Annotated in this window: 15 protein-coding genes; 5 read left to right on the top strand and 10 right to left on the bottom strand. The window is 73.9% G+C overall.

Annotated features, from left to right (window positions below; all coding sequences use genetic code 11):
* Positions 1–62: 62 nt before the first annotated feature.
* Positions 63–389 (bottom strand): hypothetical protein, encoded by a 327-nt coding sequence (locus tag ACGFIR_RS28430; protein ID WP_392997933.1) that lies wholly within the window; start codon positions 387–389, stop codon positions 63–65.
* A gap of 100 nt (positions 390–489) precedes the next feature.
* On the opposite strand from ACGFIR_RS28430, the gene ACGFIR_RS28425 reads away from it, so the two are divergent.
* The gene (locus tag ACGFIR_RS28425; protein ID WP_393148257.1) at positions 490–999 is read left to right on the top strand and encodes a hypothetical protein; all 510 of its coding nucleotides are present in this window, start codon (positions 490–492) and stop codon (positions 997–999) included.
* A gap of 172 nt (positions 1,000–1,171) precedes the next feature.
* Positions 1,172–2,977, top strand: coding sequence for an alpha/beta hydrolase (locus tag ACGFIR_RS28420; RefSeq protein ID WP_393148255.1), 1,806 nt, complete (start codon positions 1,172–1,174; stop codon positions 2,975–2,977).
* Between the two features lie 289 nt (positions 2,978–3,266).
* Here the strand turns inward: ACGFIR_RS28420 and ACGFIR_RS28415 are convergent, their stop codons facing one another.
* The 9 genes from ACGFIR_RS28415 to ACGFIR_RS28375 form a co-directional block, all read right to left on the bottom strand.
* Complete coding sequence (locus ACGFIR_RS28415) at positions 3,267–4,430, bottom strand: acyl-CoA dehydrogenase family protein (RefSeq protein WP_392997936.1); 1,164 nt, start codon at positions 4,428–4,430, stop codon at positions 3,267–3,269.
* A 16-nt stretch (positions 4,431–4,446) separates the two neighbouring features.
* Positions 4,447–6,525 (bottom strand): biotin carboxylase N-terminal domain-containing protein, encoded by a 2,079-nt coding sequence (locus ACGFIR_RS28410; protein WP_393148253.1) that lies wholly within the window; start codon positions 6,523–6,525, stop codon positions 4,447–4,449.
* Between the two features lie 115 nt (positions 6,526–6,640).
* A complete protein-coding gene (locus tag ACGFIR_RS28405; protein WP_393148251.1) occupies positions 6,641–8,242 on the bottom strand; it encodes an acyl-CoA carboxylase subunit beta in 1,602 nt (533 codons plus the stop codon).
* Positions 8,239–9,378, bottom strand: a complete 1,140-nt coding sequence (locus ACGFIR_RS28400) for an acyl-CoA dehydrogenase family protein (protein ID WP_392997939.1) — start codon at positions 9,376–9,378, stop codon at positions 8,239–8,241. The genes ACGFIR_RS28405 and ACGFIR_RS28400 overlap by 4 nt, the downstream gene beginning before the upstream one ends.
* Positions 9,375–11,138 carry an acyclic terpene utilization AtuA family protein gene (locus ACGFIR_RS28395; RefSeq protein ID WP_393148249.1) on the bottom strand — a complete coding sequence of 588 codons (1,764 nt, stop codon included), beginning with the start codon at positions 11,136–11,138 and terminating at the stop codon, positions 9,375–9,377. The genes ACGFIR_RS28400 and ACGFIR_RS28395 overlap by 4 nt, the downstream gene beginning before the upstream one ends.
* Positions 11,135–11,947, bottom strand: a complete 813-nt coding sequence (locus ACGFIR_RS28390; RefSeq protein WP_393148247.1) for a TIGR03084 family metal-binding protein — start codon at positions 11,945–11,947, stop codon at positions 11,135–11,137. The genes ACGFIR_RS28395 and ACGFIR_RS28390 overlap by 4 nt, the downstream gene beginning before the upstream one ends.
* A gap of 40 nt (positions 11,948–11,987) precedes the next feature.
* Positions 11,988–12,590 carry a TetR/AcrR family transcriptional regulator gene (locus tag ACGFIR_RS28385; protein WP_392997942.1) on the bottom strand — a complete coding sequence of 201 codons (603 nt, stop codon included), beginning with the start codon at positions 12,588–12,590 and terminating at the stop codon, positions 11,988–11,990.
* Positions 12,591–12,707: 117 nt separating this feature from the next.
* Entirely contained in the window at positions 12,708–13,451 is a 744-nt protein-coding gene (locus ACGFIR_RS28380) for a metallophosphoesterase family protein (protein WP_392997943.1), read from the bottom strand.
* A 140-nt stretch (positions 13,452–13,591) separates the two neighbouring features.
* Entirely contained in the window at positions 13,592–14,269 is a 678-nt protein-coding gene (locus tag ACGFIR_RS28375) for a Crp/Fnr family transcriptional regulator (RefSeq protein WP_088981720.1), read from the bottom strand.
* Between the two features lie 215 nt (positions 14,270–14,484).
* On the opposite strand from ACGFIR_RS28375, the gene ACGFIR_RS28370 reads away from it, so the two are divergent.
* From ACGFIR_RS28370 to nth, 3 genes are all read left to right on the top strand, one after another.
* Positions 14,485–15,147, top strand: coding sequence for an adenosylcobinamide amidohydrolase (locus ACGFIR_RS28370; RefSeq protein WP_392997944.1), 663 nt, complete (start codon positions 14,485–14,487; stop codon positions 15,145–15,147).
* Between the two features lie 56 nt (positions 15,148–15,203).
* Complete coding sequence (locus ACGFIR_RS28365) at positions 15,204–16,358, top strand: CapA family protein (protein WP_393148245.1); 1,155 nt, start codon at positions 15,204–15,206, stop codon at positions 16,356–16,358.
* Between the two features lie 61 nt (positions 16,359–16,419).
* A complete protein-coding gene (gene nth, locus ACGFIR_RS28360; RefSeq protein ID WP_392997946.1) occupies positions 16,420–17,208 on the top strand; it encodes an endonuclease III in 789 nt (262 codons plus the stop codon).
* Positions 17,209–17,236 lie beyond the last annotated feature (28 nt).

Raw genomic sequence — 17,236 nt, 5'->3', positions numbered from 1 at the left:
CTTCCCGGGCGGTCGGGCGAGGACGGGCGGGGGGAAAGGATGCGCGCGGTCGCGCGGGTGGATCAGGCGCCGCGTCCCCGGTGGTGCTCGCGCATGGCGCGGACGGCCTCCCGGTGGTCGAGCGACTCGAGCGTGTCGGCGTCGATGCCGTACAGGCCGCCGGCCGGCTGACCCGGGCCGCTCGGCGTGACCGCCGGCTCGGTGCCGTCCTCCTGCCGGGCCGCCGCCACCGAAACCGCCGCGACCATCGTCGCCAGTACGCAGAGCAGCGCCAGCGTCACGCCGACGAGATCCTGGCGCCCCCACACGATCAGCGTCACCAGCAGGGCGGCCGCCACCAGCGTGGCGACCACCGCCTTCGCCCGTGCATCGGGCCTCGCGACTCTCACCCGTCCAGGATGTCCGAGCGGGCCCCGCTGTCAACAGGAACGGCGACACCAGATGCGATGATCTCCGCCGAAGATCGTCCCCCGTGGGAGAGGAGTGCCGGTGACCCGCGTCCTCCGGACCGTCGCCGCCGTGCTGGTGTCGGCTGCGCTGGCGGCGTGCGGATCGGACGGAGAGCCGGCGACCCCGCCGCCGCCCGCGAGCGACGTCGCGTCCGCCCCGTCGTCGTCCGCCGCCCCGTCCTCGACCGCCGCCCCGTCGTCTGCTGCTCCGTCGTCGGCCGGCACGCCGTCGTCGGCGGGCCCCGCGCCGTCGGCCGCCGGCAGTCGCGGATACGCCAACCCGGACGCGGCGATCGCCGGGCACCTGGCGGCCGTCCCCGGGGTCCGCTACCTCGGCCTGTGCAAGAACGCGAAGCGCGATCCGGCGGCGTTCTGCGCCCTGCGGATGGGCTTCGTCGGCCAGGACGAGGTCTACGGACTGGGCGCCCCCCACAGCGACGTCGTCGCCTTCCTGCTGTTGAGCAAGGGACCCGGCGGCTGGCGCGTGGTGGACGACCACACGCCCGACGGCGGTACGCCGGCGCCGCCGTGGCTGGCCGACGTGGGATAGCCGTTCCGACGGAAGCGCCAACAGCGTCAACGGTGAATCAATCGTTACATCAGATGGCGGATTGTCGGATATATGGCCCCTCGCCGGCCTGTAGTCATGTCGCGCGATCCCTAAAGTGACGGAGGTCGAGCCACGGCTCGATCGTCCTGTCGCCCCACCGGAAGGCGTCCACATGCCACGACGAAACCGGTCCCTCGCCGCTGCGGGAATCGCCGGCGTCCTCCTCGCCGGCGCCGCGGTCGCACCCGCCACCGCCGCACCGTCCCCCGTCGGCGGGGACCGTCCGGTCACCTCCGACCGGACCAGCCCGCAGGAGGCGCGCCGGGTCGACCGCGTGCCCACGCCCACACTGGACTGGTACGCCTGCTACGACTACGCCGAGTGCGCCACCGTCCGGCTGCCCCGCGACTACGACCGGCCGAACGGTCCCACGACCCAGGTCGCCGTGCTGCGCGTCAAGGCCCGCGACCAGCAGCGGAAGATCGGCAGCCTCTTCATCAACCCGGGCGGCCCCGGCGGCTCCGGCACCGACGTCGCGCTCGCCGCGCCGTACTTCCTCGGTGACGAGGTGCTCGACCGCTTCGACATCGTCGGTGTTGACCCGCGCGGTGTCGCGGCCAGCCAGCAGGTCAGGTGCTTCCCCTCCGTCAAGGAGCAGACCCGCGCGTACGCCGGGCTGAACGTGGCGTTCCCGTGGACGAAGGCCGAGGAGAAGGCCGGCATAGTCTCCTCGAAGGCCGTCGGGAAGGGCTGCTCCACCACGGGTCGGCCGCTCACCGGCGCGATGTCGACGGCCGAGGTGGCCCGCGACATGGACGTGCTGCGCCGCGCCGTGGGCGACCGGAAGCTCACCTACCTCGGCTTCAGCTACGGCAGCATCCTCGGCCAGTACTACGCGAACATGTTCCCGGACCGGGTCCGCGCCCTGGCGATCGACGGCGTGCTGAACCCGAACGAGTGGGTCGGCCAGGGCAAGGCGCGCAGCCTGTCCCAGGAGGACCGGATGCGCAGCGCGCAGGGCGCGTACAAGGCGCTGCGGGAGATCCTGGTGCGCTGCGACCGGGCCGGCGTACAGGCGTGCCCGCTGGCCGAGGGCGACCCCGTCGCGTCGTTCGACCTGGTCGCGAAGCGGCTGCGGGCCAAGCCGGTGGTCATCGAGGACCCCGACTTCGGCCGGGTCACCATCACGTACGCCGACTTCATCGCCGCCAACCTCAGCGTGCTCTACGGCCCGACGGGCTTCGTCGAGGTCGTCGACATGACCTCCGCCCTGCTGGTGCTCACCGATCCGGCGTCGTCCCCGGCCGCCCGTCGTCCCGCGTCGGTCACCGTGACCCGGCAGGCCGCCAAGGCCCGCGAGCAGGCCCGCCGGTACGACTTCCCGTACGACAACGGGTTGGAGACCTTCCTCGGCGTGGACTGCACCGACGCGTACCACCCGAAGGACGCCGGCTCGTTCCCGGCACTGGCCGCCAAGGCCGACAAGCGCGACCCGTACTTCGGCCGGCTCTGGACGTGGGGCACCTCGTCGTGCGCCCGCAAGACCTGGACCGTGCGGGACGAGGACGCCTACACCGGGCCGTTCAACCGGCGCACCGCCGCGCCCGTGCTGGTGGTCGGCAACTACTGGGACCCGGCGACCAACTACCGGGGCGCGGTCAGCTCGGCCCGGCTGCTGCCGAACAGCCGCCTGCTCAGCAGCGACAGCTGGGGGCACACCGCGTACGGGACGTCGGCCTGCGTGACCGGCGCCGTCGACGCGTACCTGCTGCGCGGGGCGCTGCCGGCCAACGGCAAGGTCTGCGTGGGCGACGTCCAGCCGTTCGTGGAGTTGCCGGCGGAGCCGGAGGCGACCCGGCGGGCGGAGGCGTCGAAGGGCGCGCTGGCCGCCGAGGGTGCCCCCGGGCGGGGCGAGCCGAAGCGGCTCCCGCCGGTGGTCGCGCCGCTGCCGGCGGTCGGCGCGCTGACCGTCCGCTGAGGACCCGGGGTGCGACGGGCGATCGGGCGCCCGCCGCACCCCGGCCCCGCGGTCCGCGAGGAGCGCTCTGCCGACTGGCAGGGAAGCCACGGTGCGGGTCACCGACGCCATCGGAACAGCTCAGCCACGGCCTTGATGATGCCGGGCCGGTCGCCAGGCACATCCGGTGCACCCAGCGATGATCAGGACGCCATGGACCTCAAAACTGCCGGGTCACGTCCATGGCGTCCTGATCGTCAGGGGCATGCCCCGCCGGGATGCCTCACTCGTCGGTCCTCGGTCGGCGGCGTCAGTAGGACTTGTCCTGGCCGAGGACGTGCTGGGCGACGAAGTTGAGGATCATCTCGCGGCTGACCGGGGCGATCCGGCCGGCGCGTACCGCGCCGAGGAGCGTGGCCACGCCGTACTCGGTGGTCATGCCGGCCCCACCGAGCACCTGGACGGCCGTGTCGACGGCCAGCGCGGCGGCCTCCCCGGCGGCGTACTTGGCCATGTTGCCGGACACGCCGGCCTCCAGGTCGCGGCCCGCGTCGTAGAGGCTGGCCGCCTTGTGGATCATCAGGCGGGCCAGCTCGACCTGCACCGCCGCGTGCGCGAGCGGATGGGCCACGCCCTGGTGCGAGCCGATGGTGCGCCCGCCCCAGACCTTGCGGGTGGCCGTGTACTCGCTGGCCCGTTCGATGGCGTACCGGCCGGTGCCGGCGCCCATCGCGGCGACCGTGATCCGTTCCGGGTTGAGCCCGGCGAAGAGCGCCGGCAGGCCGGCGTCCAGCGACTCGCCGACCAGCGCGTCGGCGGGTACGCGCACGTCGTCGAGGTAGAGCAGGAACTGGTTCTCCGGGGACAGGATCTCCATGTCGAGCTTGGAGCGGGTCAGCCCCGGCGCGTCGGTCGGCACCACGAACAGCGCCGGCTTGAGCTTGCCGGTGGTGGCATCCTCGGTGCGGGCCACCACCAGCACGTACGACGCCTCGTCGACGCCCGAGATGTAGCACTTGCGGCCGGAGATCAGCCAGTCGTCGCCGTCGCGGCGGGCCACCGTGCCGAGCCGGTGGAAGTTGGAGCCGGCCTCCGGCTCGGTGATCGCGAAGACCACCTTCAGCGAGCCGTCCGCGAAGCCGGGCAGGAAGCGCTTGCGCTGGTCCTCGGTGCCGTGCCGGGCGATCACCGTGGCCGCGATGGCCGGCGAGACCACCACCAGCAGCAGCGGGCAGCCGGTCGCCGCCAGCTCCTCGCAGACGATGGCCAGCTCGGTGATGCCGCCCCCGCCGCCGCCGTACTCGGTGGGGATGTTGACCCCGAGGTAGCCCAGCCGGCCGGCCTCTTCCCACAGTTCGGTGGTGTGCTCGCCGGCCTTCGCCTTGGCGACGAAGTAGTCGTGGCCGTACCGGCGGCCGAGGGCGCGGACGGCGTCGCGGAGCTGGTCCTGCTCGGGGGTGAGGTCGAAGTTCATCGGGGGGCCTCCAGCATCACTCGGGGTTGACCACGGCCAGCACGGCACCCGTGTCGACCTGCCCGCCGGCGGCGACCGGAAGCTCGGCGACCACGCCGTCGGCCGGGGCGAGCACGGGGTGTTCCAGCTTCATCGCTTCCAGGGTCAGCAGCAGCTCGCCGGCCGCCACCCGCTGCCCGACCTCGACGTGCACCCGGGTCACCGCGCCGGGCAGCGGCGCGACCAGCGACCCGGCCGCCAGCTCCGCCGTGGGTTCCGGGAAGCGTGGCAGCTCCGTGAGGCTCGCCGCCCCGTCCGGGCCGTCCACGAAGACCTCCGACCCCACCCGGTGTACGCGGTACGCCCGCCGTACCCCGTCGACGTCGAGCACCACCCGGTCCGGAGCGGCCTGGACCAGGCTCACCACGGGCGTCGGCTCGTCTGCCGCCGTCCTTTCCGGCGTCGGCCCGCCTGCCGGGGCCACCGCGTTCGGCACCGGCCCGGCCGCCGGGGCTGCGTCCGCGGACGCTCCGGTGGAGCCGGCGCCCGCCGAGGTCGACCACTCGGCCAGGCCGCCAGAGCGGTCCAGGCGGTAGCGGACCCCGATCTCGTCGTCCGGGCCGGCGAAGCGGGTGGCCTGCGGGAACGCCGGCACGTTGCGCCAGCCCGAGGGGAGCCCCGCCAGCACCGGCGCCTCGGCCCGCCGGGCGGCGGCGGTGGCCAGCGCGGCGGCCAGGGCCACCAGGGGGAGCTGGTCGGCCGGCAACAGCGGGGCGAACACCTCGGGGTGCCGGTCCAGGAAGCCGGTGTCGACGTCGACGGCGGCGAACTGCGGGCTGCGCAGGACACGGACCAGCAGGTCCCGGTTGGTGGCGACGCCGTGCAGCTCGGCGCGGGCCAGCGCGCCGGCCAGGGCGCGGGCCGCCTCGGCGCGGGTGGGCGCCCAGGCGATCACCTTGGCGAGCATCGAGTCGTAGTGGACGCCGACCTCCGAGCCGTCGACCACGCCGGAGTCGAGCCGCAGGCCGACCGCCTGGAGGTTGCCGAACTCCCGGGCCACCCCCGGGACCGCGAACCGCTGGAGGGTGCCCGTGGCGGGACGCCAACCCTGCGCAGGGTCTTCGGCGCAGAGCCGCACCTCGATCGCGTAACCGCGCATCGAATGCGGGTCGGTGGCGCTCTCCGGCAGGGGCTGGCCCTCGGCGACGAGCAGTTGCAGGCGGACCAGGTCCAGGTCGGTGGTCAGTTCGGTGACCGGGTGTTCGACCTGGAGACGGGTGTTCATCTCCAGGAAGTAGATCTCCCCGTCGGGCGCGAGCAGGAACTCGACCGTGCCGGCGCCGACGTAGTCGACGGCCCGGCCGGCGGCCACCGCCGCCTCGTGCAGCCGCTCCCGCACCTGCGCGGGGAGGACTCCGGGCGCCTCCTCGACGATCTTCTGGTGGCGGCGCTGGATCGAGCAGTCCCGAACCCCGAGGGCGGCCACCGTACCGTGGGTGTCGCCGAAGATCTGCACTTCGACGTGTCGGCCGCGCTCGACGTACCGCTCGATGAAGATCGTGCCGTCGCCGAACGCGCCGGCCGCCTCACGGCGCGCGGAGGCGACGGCCTCGGCCAGCCCGGCGGCGTCGCGGACGACGCGCATGCCGCGCCCGCCGCCCCCGGCGGACGCCTTCACCAGCACCGGGAACTCGGTGATCTCGTCGGCGTCGGTCCAGGTGGGCAGCATCGGCACGCCCGCCTCGGCGAGCAGGGCCTTCGCCGCCATCTTGTCGCCCATCGCGGCGATCGCCTTCGCTGGCGGACCGACCCAGGTCAGCCCCGCGTCGGTCACCGCGGCGGCGAACTCGGCGTTCTCGGCGAGGAACCCGTAACCGGGGTGGACCGCGTCCGCCCCGGCCTTCCGGGCCGCGTCGAGGATCAGATCGATCCGCAGGTACGTCTCGGCGGGCGTGTTCCCGGGCAGCCGGACGGCGTGGTCGGCCTCGGCGACGAACGGCGCGTCAGCGTCGGCGTCGGCGTGTACGGCCACCGTCTCGACGCCCAGCGCCCGACAGGTGGCGAAGACCCGGCGGGCGATCTCGCCCCGGTTCGCCACCAGAAGTCTCGTGATCACTGAGCCTGCCTTTCGTTCGCGACTGCGGGACTCCGCTTCGCTGCGTTCCTCGCGCTCACGTTCGGAGCCTGCCTTTCGTTCGCGACCGCGCGGGAATCCGCAGCGTTCCTCGCGCTCACATTCGGAAGACGCCGAAGCCGTCGGCGCCCCTGACCGGTCCGTTGTGGATCGCCGACAGGCAGAGCCCGAGGACGGTACGGGTGTCGCGCGGGTCGATCACCCCGTCGTCGTAGAGCCGGCCGGAGAGGAAGAGCGCGTCGGACTGCGACTCGATCTGCTGCTCGACCATCATCCGCATCGCGGCGTCGGAGTCCTCGTCGTAGTCGCGCCCCCGGGCGGCGGCTGCCTGCCGGGCCACGATGGACAGCACGCCCGCGAGCTGCGCCGGCCCCATCACCGCCGACTTGGCGTTCGGCCAGGTGAACAGGAACCTCGGGTCGTACGCCCGCCCGCACATGCCGTAGTTGCCAGCGCCGTAGGAGGCGCCCAGGTTGACCGTCAGGTGCGGCACGGTCGAGTTCGACACCGCGTTGATCATGAGCGCGCCGTGCTTGATGATGCCGCGCTGCTCGTACTCGGTGCCGACCATGTAGCCGGTGGTGTTCTGGAAGAAGATCAGCGGGGTATCGGCGGCGTTGGCGAGCTGGATGAACTGCGCCGCCTTCTGCGCCTCCTCGCTGAACAGCACGCCCCGCGCGTTGGCCAGCACCCCGACGGGATAGCCGTGCAGCTCGCCCCAGCCGGTCACCAGGGCGGTGCCGTAGGCCGGCTTGAACTCGTCGAACTCGCTGCCGTCGAGCACCCGGGCCAGCACCTCGCGCGGGTCGAACGGCACCTTCAGGTCGGCGCTGGCGATGCCGAGCAGCTCCTCGGGGTCGTACTTGGGCGGGGCCGGGAACGGGTTGCGCGGCGCAGGGCCCTGCTTGCGCCAGTTCAGCCGGCGTACGCACTGCCGGGCCAGCCGGATGCCGTCGGGCTCGTCCTCCGCGAGGAAGTCGGCCAGGCCGGACGTGCCCGCGTGCATGGCCGCCCCGCCGAGGGACTCGTCGTCGGTGACCTCGCCGGTGGCCATCTTCACCAGCGGCGGCCCGGCCAGGTAGACCTGCGACCGGTCCCGGATCATGATCACGTGGTCGGACATCCCCGGCACGTACGCGCCCCCGGCGGTGGCGTTGCCGAAGACCACGCTGACCGTGGGGATCTTCGCGGCCGAGAGCCGGGTCAGGTCGCGGAACACCCGCCCGCCCGGGATGAAGATCTCCGCCTGGGTGGGCAGGTCCGCGCCGGCCGACTCGACCAGGTTCACCATCGGCAGCCGGTTGGCCAGGGCGATCTCGCCCGCCCGGCGGGTCTTCGCCAGCGACCACGGGTTCACCGCGCCGCCGCGTACCGTCGGATCGTTGGCGACGATCAGGCACTCGACGCCCTCGACGACGCCGATGCCGGTCACCACGCTGGCGCCGACCGGGAAGTCGGTGCCGTACGCCGCCACCGGCGACAGCTCCAGGAACGGGCTGTCCGGGTCGACCAGCAGCTCGATCCGTTCCCGGGGCAGGAGCTTGCCCCGCTTGTGGTGCCGGGTCACGTACTTCTCGCCGCCGCCGGCGCGGGCCTGGTCGAGGGCCGCCTCCAGCTCGGCGAGGCGCTCCAGCAGCGCCTCCCGGTTGGCGCGGTGCCCCGGCGAGGACGCGTCGACCGCGCTGCGCAGAATGGTCACAGGCCCATGCCCTTCGCGATGATCTCGTTCATGATCTCCGTGGTGCCGCCGCCGATGCCGAGGATCCGGGCGTCGCGGTAGTGCCGCTCCACCTCGGCGTCGCGCAGGTAGCCGAAGCCGCCGTGCAGTTGGAGCGCCTGGTCGACCACCTCGGCGCAGGCGGCCACCGCGACGTTCTTGGCCATCGCCACCTCGGTCACCACCGGTTCGCCCGCCGCGACCCGCGCCGCCACCTCGTGCACGTACGCGCGGGCCGCCTCGGTGCGGGTGTGCATCTCGGCCAGCCGGTGCCGGATCAGTTGCCGGCTCGCCAGGGGGCGGCCGAAGGTGGACCGGTCCCGGCACCAGCGCACCGTCAGCTCCACGCAGCGCTGCGCGGTCGCGTACGCCTGGGTGGCCAGCGAGAGCCGTTCCGCGGCGAAGTTCTGCATGATCGCCAGGAAGGCCGTGTCCTCCGCGCCGACCCGGTTCGCCACCGGCACCCGTACGTCGACGAAGGAGAGCTCGGCGGTGTCCGAGCAGTGCCAGCCGAGCTTCTCCAGCCTGCGCCCGACGGTGAAGCCGGGCGTGTCCTTGTCGATCACCAGCAGGGTCAGCGCGCCGGTGCCCGGCGGCAGGGTGCAGACGGCGGTGGTCACGAAGTCGGCCCGTACGCCGCTGGTGATGTAGGTCTTCGACCCGTTGACCACGTAGTGGTCGCCGTCGCGCCGCGCGTGGGTGCGCAGGCTCGCCACATCGGACCCGCCGTCGGGCTCGGTGATCGCCAGCGCGCCGATCATCGTGCCGGCCAGCGTCGGCCGGACGTACCTGTCGATCAGCTCCCCGTCGCCGGAGGCGACGATGTGCGGCAGCGCGATGCCGTGGGTGAAGAGCGCGGCGATCAGCCCGGACGAGCCGCCCGAGCGGATGATCTCCTCGGTGACGATGATCGAGTCGAGCAGGTCCCCGCCGCTGCCGCCGACCGCCTCCGGGAAGCCGATGCCGAGCAGGCCGAGCTTGGCGGCGGTGGCGTGCAGCTCCCGGGGGAGTTCCCCGGCCCGCTCCCAGTCACTCAGGTGCGGCAGCACCTCGCGGGTGACGAAGGCCCGGGTCAGCTCCCGCAGCTGCCGGCGTTCCGGCGTGTCCACGATGGTCATCGCTCCTCCCCGGGCGTGGCGCCGCCGGCCGGGGAGCCCGGGCCGGCAGTGAGTTCCGCCGGCAGGTCGACGAGCCGCGAGCGGAGCAGCTCGCCGAGCGCCTTGGCCTGCGGATCGAACCGGGTCGAGGCGGCCACCCCCTGCCCGAGCAGGCCCCGGACGACGAAGTTGACGGCCCGCAGGTTCGGCAGCTCGTACCGCTCGACGGTCAGCGGCGCGGTCTCCGGCAGCAGCTCGCCCAGCCGGGCGGTGGTCAGCCAGCCGCGCAGCCACGACCAGGTCGCGTCGGTGCGGGCCCAGACGCCCAGGTTGGCGTCGCCGCCCTTGTCGCCGGAGCGCGCCCCGACCAGCTCGCCGAGCGGCGCGCGCCGGGTGGGCCGGTCGGCCGGCGGGGCCGTTCCTGCGGGCGCCGACTCGTCGGACGCCGTTCCGTCGGACGGGTCGACGGCGGGCGCCGGTTCGTCCGCCGGTTCGGCGGTGCGGGGCGGCGGCGGGATCGGCACCCGCTCGCCGGAGGGGAGCACCGCGACGTGCGGCACCGCGTCCTGCGGCACGGCGTCGGCGGTGAACACCCCGTAGGGCGTCGCGTCGCCGGGCAGCGTCGTCAGGGTGCAGCCGGGGTAGGAGGCCAGCGCCAGCTCCACCGCGGCGGCCGAGAACGCCCGCCCGGCCCGCGCCTTGTCGCCGTCGCGCAGGTGTACGTGCAGCAGCGCGCTCGCCGCCTCCGTGTCGACCGCGTCCGCGTGGTCGGTACGGGCCAGCGTGAACTCCAGCCCCTCCGGACCGACGGCCGCCTCGATCTGGCTGCGGACCAGGGCCGCCTTGGCGGGGATGTCGAGCCCGCACAGGACGAAGGTCATCGAGTTGCGGAAGCCGCCGAGGTTGTTGACGCCCACCTTCAGGGTGCCCGGCGGCGGAGTGCCCCGGACGCCGCTCACGCGTACGCGGTCGGGCCCGTCGGCGGCCAGCTCGACCGTGTCCAGCCGGGTCACCACGTCCGGCCCGAGGTAGGCCGGGCCGCCGACCTCGTAGAGCAGCTGGGCGGTGACCGTCTCCACGGTGACCGCGCCGCCGGTGCCGGGGTGCTTGGTGATCACGCAGGAGCCGTCGGGGTGCAGCTCGGCGACCGGGAAGCCGGGACGCCGCCCCCCGTCGGGCAGCTCGGTGAAGAAGCTGAAGTTGCCACCGGTCACCTGCGCCCCGCACTCGACGAGGTGCCCGGCGACGGTCGCCCCGGCCAGCGCGTCCAGGTCGTCGCGCCCCCAGCCGAAGCGGGCGATCGCCGGCCCGACCACCAGGGACGCGTCGGTCACCCGGCTGGTGACCACGACGTCCGCCCCGCCGTCCAGGCAGGCCGCGATGCCGTACGCCCCCAGGTAGGCGTTCGCCGTCAGCGCGTCGGGTCGGGCGAGGGCGTCGCCCTCGACGTACCCGACGCGTACGGTCAGGCCGAGCCGGTCGGCGAGCGACCCGATGGCGGCGGCCAGGCCGGCCGGGTTCAGTCCGCCGGCGTTGGTCACGATCCGTACGCCCTCGTCCAGCGCGGTGCCGAGGCAACCCTCCAGCTGGCGGAGGAAGGTCTTCGCGTAGCCGAGGGAGGGGTCGCGCAGCCGGTCCCGGCCGAGGATCAGCATGGTGAGCTCGGCCAGGTAGTCCCCGGTCAGCACGTCCAGTTCGCCGCCGTCGAGCATCTCCCGCCACGCCGTGAACCGGTCGCCGTAGAAGCCGGAGGCGTTGCCCACGCGCAACACGCCGCTCACGCCGTCACCCCGCCCACCGTGTCGCTTCCGGGGGCCGCCGGCGGGCGGCCGGGACCCGGTGGGCCGGCGAAGGCCTGCGCCACGTCCAGCCAGGCGTCGGCGACGGGGCCGGTAGCCGAGAGTGCCAGGTCGGCGCGGTGCCTGCGCTGGGTGACCAGCAGGCAGAAGTCGAGCGCCGGGCCGGTGACCCGGTCGGCGGCGTCGGCCGGGCCGTACGTCCAGGTGTCGCCGTGCGGCGCCGTCAGCTCGACGCGCACCGGCGCCGTCGGCACCGGCCGGCCGTGGGCGGCGAAGCTGTGCCCGAGGGTACGGACGCCGAGGTGCGCGACGTGCCGCAGCCGGGCGGTGCCGGGGCGGGTCGCGTCGAGCGCGTCGGCCACGTCCGTGCCGTGGGCCCAGGTCTCCATGATCCGGGCGGTGGACATGGAGGCGGCCGACATGCGGGTGCCGAACCAGGGCAGCTTTCCGCCCGCCGGCACGCTGGCCAGCGCGTCGGCGAGTGCCGCGCGGCCGGCCCGCCAGCGGGGAAGCAGCTCGTCCGGTGGGGCGAGGAACTCCTCCGCGCCGGAGTCGACGAGCCGGGCGGGGTCGGGGGCGGCGAGGACGGCGGCGAGGAACGCCTCGGGATCGGTGGCGGCGAGCAGCGCCACGTGGTCGGTCCAGGCGAGGTGGGCGATCTGGTGTCCGACGCTCCAGCCCGGCGACGGGGTGGCGCGTGCCCAGTCGGCCGGCGGTCGGCCGGTCACCAGGTCGTCGAGCTGCTCGGATTCGTCGGCCAGATCCGCGAGCAGGTCCTTGAGGTCGACCATGGTGCCTCCGGGGGCTGGGCGGGCTGGTCAGGGCGGGCGGTCAGGGGGTGAGCAGGGTGGCGAGCTGGCGCTTCCAGGTGTGCAGCAGGGCGGCCCGGCGGGACGAGTCGTCGTTGAGCAGGTTGGCCACGCCGAGCCCGCGGAGCAGGTCGAGGGTCGCCTGCACCGCCTCGCGTACGCCCGGGCGGCGCTCGTCCACGTCGAGCAGCGCGACGGTGAGCCGGTGCATCTCGCGGCCGACCCGGGCCTCCAGCGGCACCAGGGCCTCGCGCAGCTCCCGGTCGGTGCGGGCGGCGACCCAGAGTTCGAGGGCGGCCACGAAGAGCGGGCCGGTGAAGGCCGCACCGAGCAGGTCGATCACCCGGTCGAGCCGCTGCGGGCCGGGCGGCAGCGCCTCGGCCTCGGTGCGCAGCTCCTCGGCCCGCCGGTCGGCGAGGTGGGCGACGGCGGCCGTGACCAGCGCGGCCTTGGTGGGGTAGTGGTGCAGCTGGGCGCCACGCGAGACGCCGGCCCGGGCCGCGACGACGGTGGTGGTGGTGCCGGACCAGCCGTGCTCCACCAGGCACTCGACGGTCGCCTCCAGCAGCCGGGCCTGGGTGGCGCGGCTGCGTTCCTGCTGAGGGACGCGGGTCGATGCGGGCACGGGGACAGCCTGCCGCTCCGAAAACAAACAGTCAAGACTGACTTTTTCTGGGTGGCCGACTCGCGCCCCTGGCCGATCGACGGGCTGCCGTGCCGCCTGTGCTCGGTGCCGTCGCGCTCAGCGGCCGTCGCGCGGGGCGAACACCGCGAGGGCGGTGGCGTCGCTGTGCCGGGAGCGCAGGTATTCGTCCGCCCACGCGGCGGCGTCGGGAAAGCCCGACCCGGCGGCCACCCGGGCGCAGGCGGCGTCCACGTCGAAGGGGGTACGCCGCAGGTGCACCCCGGGCCCGAGGAGCGCCCAGTAGGCGCCGGGACCGCCGTAGGGCATCCCGACGCTGCCCGGGTTGACGATCAGCCGCCGGTCGGCGAGCCGGGTGAACGGCATGTGGGTGTGCCCGCAGACCACCGTGCCCACCTCGGCCGGGACGTCGGCGAGCACCTCCGCCCAGCGTTCCAGCCGGGAGTCGACGAGCACGACCTCCTCGTCGTCGCGGGGGGTGGCGTGGCAGAACAGCACCGGGCCGAGGCCGGTGACCTCCAGGGTGACCGTCAGCGGCAGCGCGGCCAGCCGGGCCACCTGGTCGTCGCGGAGCTGCTCCGCCGCCCAGTTGGAGACGTCGACCGGCGAAGGGCTGCCGGCCCGCGCCTCCACCAGCTCGCGGTCCGCGTTGCCCCGTACCCAGCAGGCCCGGTCGCCCAAGCCGGTGAGCAGGTCGAGCACCTCCACGGGCTGCGGGCCAGCCGCGATGTCGCCGGTGAGCACGATCAGGTCGGCGGCGGCGACATCCGGCTCGGCCAGTACGGCCTCCAACGCCGGCAGCGCCCCGTGGATGTCGGAGAGTACGGCCACCCGGTCCAGCATCGCCCCAGACTGCGGGAGGGGCGGGCCCCAGGTCCAGGAATTCTGCGCCCGGCAGACGGAGAGACGGAACCGGCCCGGACCGACGAGGCGGTCCGGGCCGGGTGCGTTCCGGCGGCCGTGGACGGGCCACGGCCGGGAGGTCAGACGCGGGCGCGGCGGGCCAGGCGCTCCGGGTCGAGGATGATGATGCTCTTGCCGTCCAGGCGCAGCCACCCACGCGAGGCGAAGTCGGCCAGCGCCTTGTTGACGGTCTCCCGGGAGGCGCCGACGAGCTGGGCGATCTCCTCCTGGGTGAGGTCGTGGGTCACCCGCAGCACGCCGCCGTCGCGGGTGCCGAAGCGGCCGGCCATCTGGAGCAGGTTCTTGGCGACCCGCCCGGGCACGTCCGTGAAGATCAGGTCGGCCAGCGAGTCGTTCGTCCGCCGCAGCCGGCGGGCGAGCACGCGGAGCAGCTGCTCGGCGATCTCCGGCCGGTTGTTCAGCCACGGGCGCAGGGCCTGCTTGCGCAGCCGTACCAGCCGGGTGTCGGTGACCGCGGTGGCGGTCGCCGTGCGGGGGCCCGGGTCGAAGAGCGACAGCTCACCCACCATGTCCGACGGGCCCATCACCGCGATCAGGTTCTGCCGGCCGTCGGCAGCCCGCCGGCCCACCTTGATCTTGCCGGACAGCAGGATGTAGAGACTGTCGCCGGGCTCGCCCTCGTTGAAGACGACTTCGCCCTTGCGTACCTCGAGCGTCTCCATCTCCTTGGCGAGCGCCTCGGCAGCCTCCGGGTCGACGCCCTGGAAGATTCCGCTGCGGGCCAGTACCTCGTCCATCGCGCACCTCCGCCTGCGCGTGCCGTCCGTCGGCCGGGTCCGCCGTCCGCTGATCCCTCGCGCGTCGCCAGTCTAGGCGCATGTGAGCAGCAATCAGAGGTGCACCCCTGGAAACTTGATCGTTGGGCGTAGCCTGCCGGACCTGATCAAGCAGTAGGATCACCCGCCGCGCGGGCGCCGAGCCGGCCTGAGACACCGGGCCGTAGGGTCACCCCGTGCTGACTGAACCCGCGCTGACCGCCCGCCAGGAGGACGGTCGGGACGTACCACTGCTCGTCTGGCGCGCCGAGCGCCCGCTGCGCGCGGTCAGCTCCGCACCGCTGGGCGGCGGGATCGGCGTAAGGCACTGGGTCGTCAACGCGACCGTGCACATGTCGTACGACCGGGACGACCCCGCCGACCACCTGGCCGAACTGGCCGACCGGCTCCACCTCGACGGGCCCGGGGTGGGCCTGCTGACCGGGGTGGACGTCGCCGAGGTCGTGGCCCGGACGGACACCGGCGTGCGGGTCTGGGCGACGGTCGGCCTGGGCACCCCGGTCTGGGCGGCGGAGCCCGCCCCGGCGGTGCTGGCCCAGCGGGTCGGCACGGTCAACATCGTGGCGTACGTCCCGGCCCGGCTCGGCGACGCCGCCCTGGTCAACGCGGTCGCCACGGCCACCGAGGCGAAGGCGCAGGCGATCGCGGAACTGGGCGTGCCGGGCACCGGCACCCCGACGGACGCGGTCACCGTGCTCTGCCCGGTCGACGGCCCCGAATCGGCGTACGGCGGACCGCGCTCGACCTGGGGCGCGCCGCTGGCCCGGGCCGTGCACGCCGCCGTGACCGCCGGCGGGGCGGGCACCGTGGTCCCGTGGTCGGACCGACCGGCGGGCTGACACACCGTCCGATCGGCCCTCGTTTCGGTGTTCCACACCCGATAAGGTCGCGCTCGATGTACGCTGCCGCCTCCCCTCCCCGCCGTCGCGCCGCACTCGGCCTCGGCGCGCTGCTCGCCGTCCTGCTCGCCGCCGGCTGCGGGGGGCCCGACTCCGGGTCCGACGCGGTCTGGCAGCCCGGCGCGGGTGGCGGTGGCACCGGTGCCCCGGACCGCTCGGGCCAGCCCGAGAAGCCCGCCGAGCAGTCCATCTCGCTCTCGGCGACCGGCGACATCATCATGGGCAACGCGCCGAACCGGCTGCCCCCCAACGGCGGGAAGGGCTTCTTCGACTCGGTGCAGAAGGCGCTCGCCGCCGACCTGGTGATGGGCAACCTGGAGGAGCCGCTCACCGTCGACACCGGCACCGGCAAGTGCGGGCCGAACTCGACCCGCTGCTTCCAGTTCCGGGCCCCGCCCGAGTACGCCGCACACCTGCGCGACGCGGGCTTCGACCTGCTCAACCAGGCCAACAACCACGGCTACGACTTCGGCCCGAAGGGCTACGAGAACACCCAGAAGGCGCTGGAGAAGTACGACCTCGCGCACACCGGGGCGCCCGACCAGATCACCGTGGTCGACGTCAAGGGGGTCAAGGTCGCGGTCGCCGGCTTCTCGTCGTACGTCTGGTCCAACAGCCTCACCGACATCGCCGCGGCGAAGAAGGTGATCACCAAGGCGGCCGGCATGGCCGACATCGTCGTCGTGCAGGTGCACATGGGCGGCGAGGGCTCCGAGAAGACGCGGGTGCGGCCGGGCACCGAGATGTTCCTCGGGGAGAACCGGGGCGACCCGGTGAAGTTCTCCAAGGCGATGATCGACGCCGGGGCCGACCTGATCGTCGGGCACGGCCCGCACGTGCTGCGCGGCATGGAGTTCTACAAGGGCCGGCTCATCGCGTACAGCCTGGGCAACTTCGCCGGCGGGGGCAACTCGCTGAGCAACGCCGGCCGGCTCGGCTGGGGCGGGGTGCTGAAGGTGTCGCTGAAGCCGGACGGGAGCTGGGACGGCGGCTCGTTCGCCTCGACGTACATGAACTCCATCGGCAAGCCGACCATGGACAAGGACGACCGTGGGCTGGGCCTGCTGAAGCAGCTCACCAAGAGTGACTTCCCGGAGACCGGCGCCGTCTTCGACGACTCGGGCAAGATCAGCGCGCCGCAGGGCGGCTGACCGGGGGCGCGCGGCGCGTGGGCCCGGCCGGGCGTCGGTCGGGCGACGTAGGCTGGCCGTCGTGACCACGAGTTCCTCCGGCTTCACCGAGACCGACCTCGGGCGCACCCGTCGCGCCCGGCGGATCGGCCGGGTGCTGACCGACACCCACCCCGACGCGCACTGTGAACTGGACCACTCCAACCCGCTGGAGCTGGCCGTCGCGACGATCCTCTCCGCGCAGTGCACGGACAAGAAGGTCAACGAGGTCACTCCGAAGCTCTTCGCCCGCTATCCGACCGCCGCCGACTACGCGGGGGCGGACCGGGCCGAGATGGAGGAGCTGATCCGGCCCACCGGCTTCTACCGCAACAAGACCGACTCGCTGATCAAGCTCGGCCAGGCCCTCGTGGAGCGGTACGACGGCCGGGTCCCCGGCAAGCTCGCCGACCTGGTGACGCTGCCCGGCATCGGCCGCAAGACCGCCAACGTCATCCTCGGCAACGCCTTCGACGTCCCCGGGATCACCGTCGACACCCACTTCCAGCGGCTGGTGCAGCGCTGGCGGCTGACCGCCGAGACCGACCCCGTCAAGATCGAGCACGCGATCGGGGCACTCTTCCCCCGGCGCGACTGGACCATGCTGTCGCACCGGATCATCTTCCACGGCCGGCGGGTGTGCCACGCCCGCAAGCCGGCCTGCGGCGCGTGCACGCTGGTCAAGCTGTGCCCGTCGTACGGCACCGGCCCGACCGAGCCGGCGGCGGCCGCGAAGCTGCTCAAGGGCCCCCGGGCCCGGGACCTGGCGGTGGCGGCCGGGGTCGACCCGGAGCTGGTGCCGGTCCAGGCCGTCGTGGCGGAGGCACCGTGAGCGCGAGGAGCGGGCGGGTGTCGCGAGC

Source organism: Micromonospora sp. NPDC049051 (assembly GCF_043197575.1).
In the GTDB taxonomy this organism is placed as follows: domain Bacteria; phylum Actinomycetota; class Actinomycetes; order Mycobacteriales; family Micromonosporaceae; genus Micromonospora.
This window is presented reverse-complemented; position numbering and strand designations above follow the sequence as displayed.